Annotated in this window: 3 protein-coding genes; all 3 read left to right on the top strand. The window is 55.6% G+C overall.

The genetic code is table 11. The annotated features are described in order from the left end of the window. Positions 1 to 439 precede the first annotated feature (439 nt). The 3 genes from FAES_RS11370 (at position 440) to FAES_RS28970 (ending at position 10635) form a co-directional block, all read left to right on the top strand. A complete protein-coding gene (locus tag FAES_RS11370) occupies positions 440 to 3478 on the top strand; it encodes a SusC/RagA family TonB-linked outer membrane protein (RefSeq protein WP_229364462.1) in 3039 nt (1012 codons plus the stop codon). Between the two features lie 34 nt (positions 3479 to 3512). Continuing rightward, positions 3513 to 5135 (top strand): RagB/SusD family nutrient uptake outer membrane protein, encoded by a 1623-nt coding sequence (locus tag FAES_RS11365; protein ID WP_015331358.1) that lies wholly within the window; start codon positions 3513 to 3515, stop codon positions 5133 to 5135. 106 nt (positions 5136 to 5241) lie between these two features. After that, entirely contained in the window at positions 5242 to 10635 is a 5394-nt protein-coding gene (locus tag FAES_RS28970) for a cellulose binding domain-containing protein (protein WP_015331357.1), read from the top strand. The last annotated feature ends 303 nt before the right edge of the window (positions 10636 to 10938 follow it).

Below are 10938 nucleotides of genomic sequence, written 5' to 3'. Positions count from 1 at the left end.
TGGTCGCTTGTTGTGCGGATGTACCGGTTGTTCGGCATTTCTCCCTAAAAAAATAGAAAAAAAGCGGTTTGAAAGGTCCCTGTTGCAAACTGGGAACAACAGTTTGCAAACCCAGTGAACGTCCATCGGACCCATTTGCCAGACTTTTGTTGGGCAATTCTTACATAAAATATAATCCATTTTAGTTGGCAGCTGCTTATGCTTCCCTTCCGACGAGTTGTAGCTCGCTCCCGTTTCGGTAATCAATTGTCCAGGCTTGTCTGGGGTGAGTACCTGCTAGTCGGTCTGTTGCTGCTGGGCGTTGGGCTGCTAGTGTACCTCTGTGTTTACACTTAAACAAAATCAAATTATGACCAGACGAATACCTCTCTTTCGTGGACGTTTACTGGTGTCGCTCTTGGCAGGCTTCATTTGTGTCCTGAGCTTCAGTAGCTACGTGATGGCTCAGACTGTTAGTGGCCGCATTACCGCAGCCGAGAACAATGAGCCTCTGCCGGGCGTCAGCGTGGTGCTGAAGGGAACCTCGCAAGGCGCCACCACCGACAACACGGGTCGGTACAGCCTCAAACTGTCCGGGGCCAACCCAACGCTGGTGATCAGCTTTATCGGCTACACCCGTCAGGAAATTCCGGTGGGCAGTCGTACCGTAATCGATGTGTCCTTACAGCAGGACGACAAGTCGCTGGACGAAGTGGTGGTGGTGGGTTATGGTACCCAGAAAAAGATCAATCTCACGGGGGCCGTGTCGACCGTTGATGCCAAAGCCATCCAGAATCGGCCCTCTACCAGCCTGGCCAATGCCTTGCAAGGGGTTACACCGGGGGTAAACATCACACGCCAGAGTGGGCAACCGGGTAACGAAGCGGTGAGTATTCAGATTCGGGGGGTGACGTCGGCAAACGGAAGCGTAAACCCACTCGTGATTCTGGACGGGGTCAGCGCGCCTATCTCGACCATGACGACGCTCAATCCCAACGACGTGGAAAGCATCAGTGTGCTTAAAGATGCCGCTGCCGCTGCTATTTATGGCGCTCAGGCTGCCGGTGGCGTCATCCTGATCACAACCAAGAAAGGAAAATCGGGCAAAGTGACTTTCGACTACCTGGCGCAGTACGGCACTGATTGGGCGATCAACATCCCCAAACGGTTGAGCCTGATCGACGAAGCGCTGTTTTCTAACCTCGCCCGCCAGAATTCGGGTAGTGCACCGGAATATACCAGTGATGACCTGCAACGCATCCGCGACAACATTCCCTACGTGGTGAACCCGGCCGACACGGGTGCGTATCTGTACTACAACCAGCAGCCACTGGCTGACCAGGTACTCCGCAAGTACACGTCCATGCGGACGCACAACCTGACGGCGCGCGGTGGAACCGACAAACTAAACTTCCTGGTATCAGGGGGTTACTACGAAAAACAGGGCGTTTTCAAAGTGGGGCCTGATAACATGAAACGCTATAACCTGCGCGTCAATTTGGGCGCTCAGCTAACCAAACATATCTCCATTGATACCCGGCTATCGTATACCCTGGAGCAGACCCGCCGGGCCTCGGCCGATGCCAACGGGAGTTACGGTCTATTGAACTACGCTTTACGCTGGCGCAACCGCAATCCCTTTCTAACGCCGGAGGGTCGCTACAACGGTATCGGATCGGGGTCGTTGGCGCTGCCGTTGCAGGAAGCAGGTGGCTACAATAACTACGATCGCAATTTCTTTGATGGGGTGTTCACCCTACAGGCCGCCAATCTGATCAAAGGCCTTAACCTGCGCGCCATTGCTGGAACGCAGTACCGCCCGGCGTACCGTGAACTCTTCAACCGCACCGTGCCTTTGTGGGCCAAATCAAGAATTACTAGTTACATCAACCCGGTGAATTCCTTCCAGGTGACCAATGAACTGACCAAGAATACCAACATTCAGTTGCTGGCCAACTATGATGTTAAGGTTGGTGACAAGCACAACTTTGGCTTCTTCGCGGGGTATCAGTGGGAGGAATTCCGCTACCAGTCTTCTTACAGCAGCGCCTCCAACCTGGTGAGTAACGACCTGCCCACCCTGAATCTGGGGGATGATAAGACGAAGGTGGCCACGCAGGACATTCAGGCAAATGCGTTTCAGTCTGTTTTTGGCCGGTTCAACTACAACTACGCTGATAAGTACCTGCTGGAGGCCACCCTGCGCCAGGATGAAAGCTCCCGTCTGGCTCCCGGCTTACGTAAAAAGATATTCCCTTCTGCCTCGGCGGGCTGGAATATGCACCGCGAAGACTGGTTCGCCAGCACCCTGCCATTCTTTTCCGAATTTAAACTACGGGGTTCCTGGGGCCGCCTGGGCGGGGCGTTGGGTACCGGTATCGGTAACTACGATTACCTGAATCAGCTCAGCCGGGGGTCGAACCTGGTTCTGGGCAACTCACGTACGACGTACGTCAATCAAGGTTCGATTCCTTCATCGAGTCTGTCATGGGAAACGATCGAAACAACCAATGGGGGTATCGACCTGGGTTTCCTCCAGAACCGGTTGCAGTTTACCGGCGACTACTACGTCAAGTTTAACCGCAACATGCTCACCCCTCAGCAGTTGCCCGGTACGATTGGCATCGGTACGCCCCGTAAAAATAACGGTGAGTTGAAATCGTGGGGCTGGGAAACCGAACTGCGCTTTCGCGACCGCATCGGCAAAGAGTTTACCTATTCGGTTGCCGTTAACGTCTCCGATAACCAAAACCGGTTGCAAAGCTACTCAGGGCGGACCGTCGTGTCGGCGGGGACGAACAACCTGATCGAAGGGTATCCGATCAACACGATCTGGGGCTATCAGACGGCGGGATATTTTCAATCGGCCGATGAGGTGAAAGCCGCTGCTTTCCAGGATAACCGCACGGGAGCAGGCGACGTAAAATACGTGGACCAGAACGGTGATGGTCGCTTAACGTGGGGAAAAGGTACGGTCGCAGACCGTGGCGACCTGATTCTGATCGGTACCACCCAGCCCCGGTATCTGTTCGGGGTAACACTGGGCGCCCAATGGAAGGGATTTGACCTAACCGTCTTTTTGCAGGGCGTTGGCAAGCGCAATTATGCGCCTACTCAGGAGTCGATTGCGCCGTTGATGGTTACCTGGAAACAGCCACTGGCTATTCACAGCGATTACTGGACGCCCGAAAATCCCAATGCGCTCTTCCCCCGTCCGTTTGTTGCCGCTACGCATAACTACGTCCCCTCGGACAAGTGGGTACTGAATGCCAGCTACATGCGGCTGAAGAACCTGCAATTTGGCTATACGCTGCCCATCACCCTGACGCAGAAAGTAGGCATCAACCAAGCTCGGTTCTTCTTCTCGGGACAAGACCTGCTCACGGTATCCGGTCTGGGCAAATTTCAGGGGTACTATGACCCAGAAATGCGGGATGGGGTCGAAAATGACTATCCCTTCTTCGCTACCGCTTCGATTGGACTTAATGTTTCCTTCTAAGCGCGTTTTTCAACTTTAGTCGAAGGCTTTGTTTATGAAATCAATGATAAAACATGCTGTTTTGGCGGTTGCCATAACAGTTGCCCTCCCCGCTTGTGAAGTCGAGCGGCTACCCGAGACGTCCATCAGTGACGAAACATTCTGGCGATCGGAAGCCGACTTGCGATCAGCCGCTAACTTCCTCTACACGTTTTTGCCCGGCTGGGCTACGGATGATGTATGGTCTGACGATGCCTACGGGTCGTCGGCCAACAGCATCAGCGACGGTTCGCGCCTGGCTCCGGCTACGGATGGGAATTACAACAACAACTACAACCTCATCCGGGCGGCCAACAACATCGTGGAGAAAGCCCCACGGGCGGCGTCTACCACAGCGGCCAACGTCATTGACCGGTATGTGGCCGAAGCCCGCTTCTTTCGGGCCTGGGGGTACTTCAACCTCCTGCAACGCTTCGGTGGCGTACCCCTGATTCTGAAAACGCTGACCGACAGTTCGCCTGAGCTTCAGGCACCGGCCAACTCCCGCGACGAAGTCATCGCTCAGATTTATCAGGACCTTGATTTTGCCGCTCAGCGATTGCCTACGCCCACCGTTATCGGAAACGCCGACTATGGCCGTATCAGCAACACCGCGGCGCTGTCGTTCAAAGCACGCGTGGCTCTGTTTGAAGGCACGCGTGCCAAGTTTCATAGCTACGGCAACCCGGCCTTGCACCTACAGGCGGCCGCCACGGCCGCCAAAGCCGTGATAGACAGCAAACAGCACGATTTGTTCAGCGGCAGCTATTTTGATCTGTTTCAACTGGCCGGGAAAGGGCGGCAGAATCTGGAGAACGTGCTGGTGCGGCCATACGGGGTGTCGCCTACCGAACAGGTGAGCACGAATAACTATTACCGGAGTGCCATTGAGGGCGGAACATTGACACCGACGAAGGCCTTGGCCGATGCCTACCTGATGAAGGATGGACTACCCATCACAAAGTCGCCGCTCTACAAAACACCGCAACGGTCGATTGAGGTGTTTCAAAACCGCGATGAACGGATGAATGCCACGTTTTTGAAAGCAGGTGACAGCTATATGGTAACCAAGCCGATCTACGACGTAGCTGATCTGTCGCGGCAGCGAACAGGCTTTACCTTTCGCAAAACCGCTAACCTCGATGACTGGAACACCCAGACATCGCTGATCGACCGCCCCCTGCTGCGGTATGCCGAGGTGCTGCTGATTTATGCCGAAGCAACGTATGAGTTGACTAACAACATCAGCGATGCCGATCTCGACCTGTCGGTGAACCGCTTGCGGCAACGGGGGGGAATCCCCAAACTAACGAACGCGTTTGTGACCGCCAACGGCCTGAGCCTGCGCGACGAACTCCGCCGGGAGCGCCGGGTCGAGCTGGCGCAGGAAGGGTTCCGGTACTGGGACCTGATTCGGTGGAAGATTGCTGAAGTTGAACTGCCAAAACCCGTAATCGGTAACTACTTCTTCAAGAGCGAGTTCGGTTCGATCGCGACACCTCAGTTGACTCCCGACAACTATATTCTGGTGCAGGCCGCTACGTTCCGCAAGTTCAATCCGGCAAAGGATTATTTATGGCCCCTGCCTATCAATGAAATAGCCCTGAATCCTGCCCTTCAGCAGAATCCGGGCTGGTAAGTACCGGATAGATCCGTAAACGGAGTGGTCGTTGGTACAGCCCGACCACTCCGTTCAGTCGCTCGTCAGTCAACGTTATTTAGTTCACCCTTTTCCTTAATCAACGATGAGAAAAACGATGCTTGCGGTCGTTGCTGGGCTTGCCATGCTCAGTAACTCCGCCCTTGCCCAGCGAGACCCGCTCAAGTGGCCCTTTGCCAAAACGTCCATCTGGAATATTCCCATCCACAACAATGCGGTCTATGCACCCGCCGGTATTCAGGATGCGAGTTACTTCGAGGCCGACGAAGACATTATCATTCTGCGGCCGGGCGCGCCCCTGATGAAGGTGGAAACCAACAACGCCGGCTGGTCGGGGCAGGACCGCTGTCCGGTGCAGGGGCCTACCTTATTTTCAGCCCCAATCCCGACCGATTACATCTACGATAAAACTGTTTGGTCGGGGAATACGCCCAATGCCGGGGTTTCGATCTTACAGCCAGACGGTAAAATCTGGCAGGCTCAGCCGTTTGCCAAGTGTGGCACCGACGTAGCCACCGCTCAGTTTAAATGGGACCCCAGCGGTTGCGTGCTTACCGGGGAATGTATCGAAGGAGCGCATGGCGGCAGCCATTTGTCAGCCATTGGCGGTACCATCCGGGTGGGCGAATTTTCGTCCGGTAAGATTCCGCACGCGATCAAGATCAACCTCTTCGGCAAAGAGAACTTCTATAAAGATGCGTCGGGAGGATACCGCTGGCCAGCTACCAATCAGGATGGCGGCTATAACGATCCGACGGCCTTTAACTACTATGGCGGCACCAACCCCCAGATGAAGATTGGTGCCTTGCTGGCGCTGAACAAAGACGTTGTCCTCAACAGCGTGAGCGACAATAGCCTGGGCCTGAAAACAGAAGCCGGTTTGATTCTGGCCCGCGCCATGCGCGACTACGGCGCCTATACGGTCGATAACACGGCGGGGGATTACTATGCCTTCATTACCGAAACCGGCCCCGATGGTTCGGTCCGAAAGGAGTTCAAGCAACGCTACGGCTATGAGATCAACGGGAGCCTGGGCAGTACCGACTGGACCAGTGATATTAGGGTGCTGTTCAAAAATCTGTACGTCATCACCAACAATACCCCGAGCAGTCCGGGGGGTGGTCCCGTCAGTGACCTGACCAACCGCCGGGCACCCGCCGCGCCCGACTTTGCGCCCGCCAAAACCTTCCGAATCATGCCCCTGGGCGATTCTAAAACCGAAGGCGGTGGGGGTGGCAACGCCCAGAGCAGCTGGCGGGGCTTCCTGCGTACCCGGCTGATCCGCAACGGCTATAAACTCGACTATGTGGGCGACCGGCAGAATGTTGCCGACGGTGACACCATCCCCAACGATAATGACCACGCCGGGCACGGCGGCTACACCATCGGCCCCGACATCAACAAGTTTTGCCCAACCTGTGAAACGACGGGCCTTTTTGAGCATATTCAGAACTACCTGCCCCAAGCCAATCCAGACATTGTGCTGCTGGCCATTGGCGTTAATGATATGTTTGGCGACGACATCCACGTACCTGGCTACCGGGAGTCGGCTCCGCAGCGTTATCAGGATCTGGTCAATAAGATTCTGCAACTCAAGCCCGGCGTTCGGTTGATTCTGGGCACCGTTGAGCCAGTCAAGTGGGATAAGACCTGGGGCAGTAACCCCTCCGACAAGAGCCTGGGCGCGCTGAATGCCAAAATCCGGGAGATAGCCAACGCCAGCGCGACCGACAATATCTACCTGGCCGACATTTATCAGAAGATGCTGGCAACCTGGGACCCCGGCGATTTCTTTGATGATCTGCACCTGAGCAAACAGGGTGCTACCAAAGACGCCAACGCCTGGTTCGAGGCACTGGTGCCGGTGTTGAACAACACGCCGGACAACGTGGCACCCACCGTTACGTTGACATCGCCGGTGCGGAGCGCGACGTTTAACGCACCCGCCACCATCGATCTGGAAGCGACGGCCAACGATTCGGACGGCAGCGTGACCAAAGTGGAATTCTACAACGGTTTGGCCAAAATTGGGGAAGCTACGGCCTCGCCCTTCCGCTTTACCTGGAATGAAGTGGACGAAGGAACGTACCTGCTAAAGGCCGTGGCCACTGACGATCTTTATGCCACCACCGCATCAACTGTCGATACGGTGACCGTCAAATCGACGGATGGGTACGTTAAGTTCGCCGGTACCGGCATTGGCTCGCCGGGCTCCTACGAAAACAATGGCAAGACCTTTGTCAAAGCGCTCGACGGCGATCTTTCCACTTATTTTGATGGGGCTACGGCTGCCGGCCAATGGGTAGGGGTCGACATGGGCGTGGCCAAAATGGTCCGGAAGGCACGAATCGTCCCCCGGACGGCCTGGGCGCTGCGCATTGTGGGGGCTAAAATTCAGGGTTCCAACTCGCCTGATTTTACCAGTCCGGTTGACCTGTACACGTTTGGTCAGACGCCCATTGAGGGATTTTATACGACGGCCCGGTTTACCAGTCCCGGCCTGTACCGGTATTATCGGTTTCTTTCACCAGGCAACGGCTACGGCAATGTCAGTGAGGTGGAGTTCTGGGGCAATGCCAACGACCCAACCAGTCAGGCACCGGTTTGCAAAATCGACTCGTTGCTCAACAATACCCGCTACGCCCCGGGTTCGAGCATCAGCCTGACGGCACAGGCCAGTGACCCCGACGGTACCATCACGAAAGTGGAGTTTTTTAGCGGCACGGCACTGGTCGGCACGGCTACGGCAGCACCGTATACGTACCTGTGGACGAACGTACCCGTGGGTGTCTATTTTGTTACGGCCCGGGCCACCGACAATGCGGGCGTCACCAACGTATCGGATGCCGTCAAAATTACGGTCGACGGCCTGGGCTCCGATGTGCTGTACGCCGAGGATTACAACACCAATACGGCTGTCGGCTGGCAGGCCAACGGCGGTACGTGGACGGCCGCCAACCAGCGCTACGAAAGCACCAACACCAACGGTGAGTTCACGTCGTTCTACAACGGCGCTTCGTTTACCAATTACTCGTATTCGGTCGATGCTACGGCCAGTTGGGACAACAATATTGGGGTTGTGTTCAACTACCAGAACACCAATAATTATTACATCGTGGTCTTTAACTCGAAGTCAAAAACGGTCGACCTGAAGAAAAAGGTGAACGGTACCCTGACCACGATTGCCTCGACTACGTTCACCGGTGGCGGCACGGGGGCCAGCCATGCCATTTCGATCACCAACAACGGCAGCACAACGACGGTCAAAATCAACGGCAATACGGTATTTAATAATGTGAGTACAACCGACTTTGCGGGTGGAAAAATTGGCCTCTACTCGTTCTACTGCCCGTCGCGCTTCGATAATGTCATTGTTCGGGCGATCAGCGCCCTGCCCACCGTGGCTATCACCAGCCCAGCGGCCAACGCTACGTTTACGGCCCCGGCTACCCTGACGCTAACGGCCTCGGCCAGTGCCAGCAGTGGCAGTGTAAGCAAAGTGGAGTTTTACAATGGCACCACGCTGCTGGGTTCGGCAACGGCTAGCCCCTATAGGTTCGCGTGGACGAACGTGGCCGCCGGGGCGTACGTCCTGACGGCTAAAGTGACCACCAGCACCAGTGCTACAGCAACATCGTCGCCGGTGTCGATCACCGTTGGTGCGGCTGTAGTGCAGGAGTCCATCGCGTTCAATAAACCGCCGATGGTTGTCAATCCGGGGCAATCGTACACGGTAAATGTCAACTATACGGCCACGACCAGGCGCATCATCGATGTGTACCTGTTCAATGCTACATGGCAGACCATCACCTCTAAAAATGTTCAGGTGGAAGCCGGTTCGGGTACGCAGGCCATAACGCTTACCATCCCGTCGGGTGCGGCCCCGATAAAAGGGGGTAACTGGTCGGTAAGTCTCTGGAAAAGCGATTGGTCTGCCACGGTTAAGTCGAGCAATGCATCGGGGGTTCGGGTCAATGCTCGCCCAACACTTAGCCTGACGTCGCCAGCCGAAAGTGCTACATTTACGGAGGGAACATCCGTTGAACTGGCCGCTACCGCCAGCGACGCCGACGGTACGGTAAGCAAAGTTGCCTTCTACAACGGCACCGCTTTGCTCGGCTCGGCTACTTCCTCGCCCTACGCGTTCACCCTGACCAACGCCCCGGTGGGTACGTATACGATAACGGCGAAAGCGACCGACAACGATAGCCTAGTGGTTACCTCCGGCGCCCGGAGCTTTACCGTACTGGCGGCCCCTTCGGCGAAAGTGCGGGTGCTGCACCGGGATGTCGACAATAGCGTGGGGAATAATGTGATCAAGCCGACGCTTCAGATCGTCAATGAAGGCGACGCCCCGCTGGTGTACAGCCAGCTTACCCTACGCTACTGGCTGACCGTGGAGAACTTTGCCCCGCTTTCTACCCTTTCTGTCTATTACGCGCAGCTTGGTAACAACAACGTTAAGATGCGGTATGTAGCGTTGGACAAACCCCGGCAGGGCGCCTGGGGCTATATCGAATATCGTTTCGAAGAGTCAGCGGGTCAGTTGGCTCCCGGTGGTAACTCGGGCGACATCCAGAGTGGCATTGCCAAGCAGACTAACACCAACGTCAATGAAGCTGACGACTATTCCTATGCCAATGCCCAGGCGCTGGTAGCGAATGATCACGTAACCGGCTATCTGAATGGAAAACTGGCGTGGGGAATTGAGCCGACTGAGGTGCCCGCTCAGCAGCAGTTGACGGTCTATACCGATAATCGCCCGGTTGGAGCCAATACCATCAACACATATTTACAGGTTCGCAACGAGGGTAATGTACCGGTAAACTATCAGGACATTAAGGTTCGGTACTACCTGACAGCCGATGCCAATCCGGACAAACTCCGGTTCTACCTGGACTACGCCCTGTTGGGTAACCCGAACGTAACGGGTCGGTTTGTCAAGCTGGACCCGGTACTCGCCAATGCGGATGCTTACCTGGAACTGAGCGTCAATACCAGCCTGGGAGCTCTTTATCCGGCCAGTAACACCGGCGACATTCAATACCGGATTGCCAAGGATGACTGGACGGATTTTATCAAGAGCAACGATTACTCGACCGTCGCCGGAAGTGGTTCAGTCGAGAACAACCGGGTGGTGGTGTATCTGGCAGGCCAGCGAATCTGGGGGCAGGAGCCAGCCGCCGGAGCCCGCACCGGGTCGGGGGAAGTTTCGGAAGCTCCGCTCCAAGTGACGTTGCTGGGTAACCCGGTAAGTGGCCCGCATATGTCCGTCGAAGTACGGGGCGCTAACGGGCAACCCCTGCGGTTACAACTGACCGACATCAATGGTAAAGCGGTGAGTAACCACTTCATTGAGCAGGCCCTGCCGGTCGAGCAGCATCGACTCGACATCGGTCATCAGGCAACGGGGCTCCTCTTGCTCCAGGTCAGCACCCCTTCACAGACTAAAACGCTGAAGGTACTAAAGGCAAATTAGTAGGACTGGTTCGAGGCTAAACAACCAAACGAGCAGGCTTTTTAGGGGCTCGTTTGGTTGTTTAGCCTCGAACCAGTTTAAAGAAAACGGTAGCAAGCGGTCGCCGGCTTTTCGTATGGCTCGTCAGCAACTTATTAGCGTCTACCATCAACTGGCTGGCCCCTCAGCCGAGCAACAGAGTTTTGCCGACCCAGTTTTGCAAAAGCAACTGGGCCAGAGCTGCCAGGCATCACTGACCGCCCTGAAAAAGACCATAAAGCAGTAGAGAAAACGATCGACGCACTAATCGCAGCCGATTCGCAC

Origin of the sequence: Fibrella aestuarina BUZ 2, assembly GCF_000331105.1 — a bacterium.
Classification (GTDB): Bacteria; Bacteroidota; Bacteroidia; order Cytophagales; family Spirosomataceae; genus Fibrella; species Fibrella aestuarina.
Note: the sequence above shows the minus strand (reverse complement) of the source record. Positions and strands in the feature narration are given on the sequence as shown.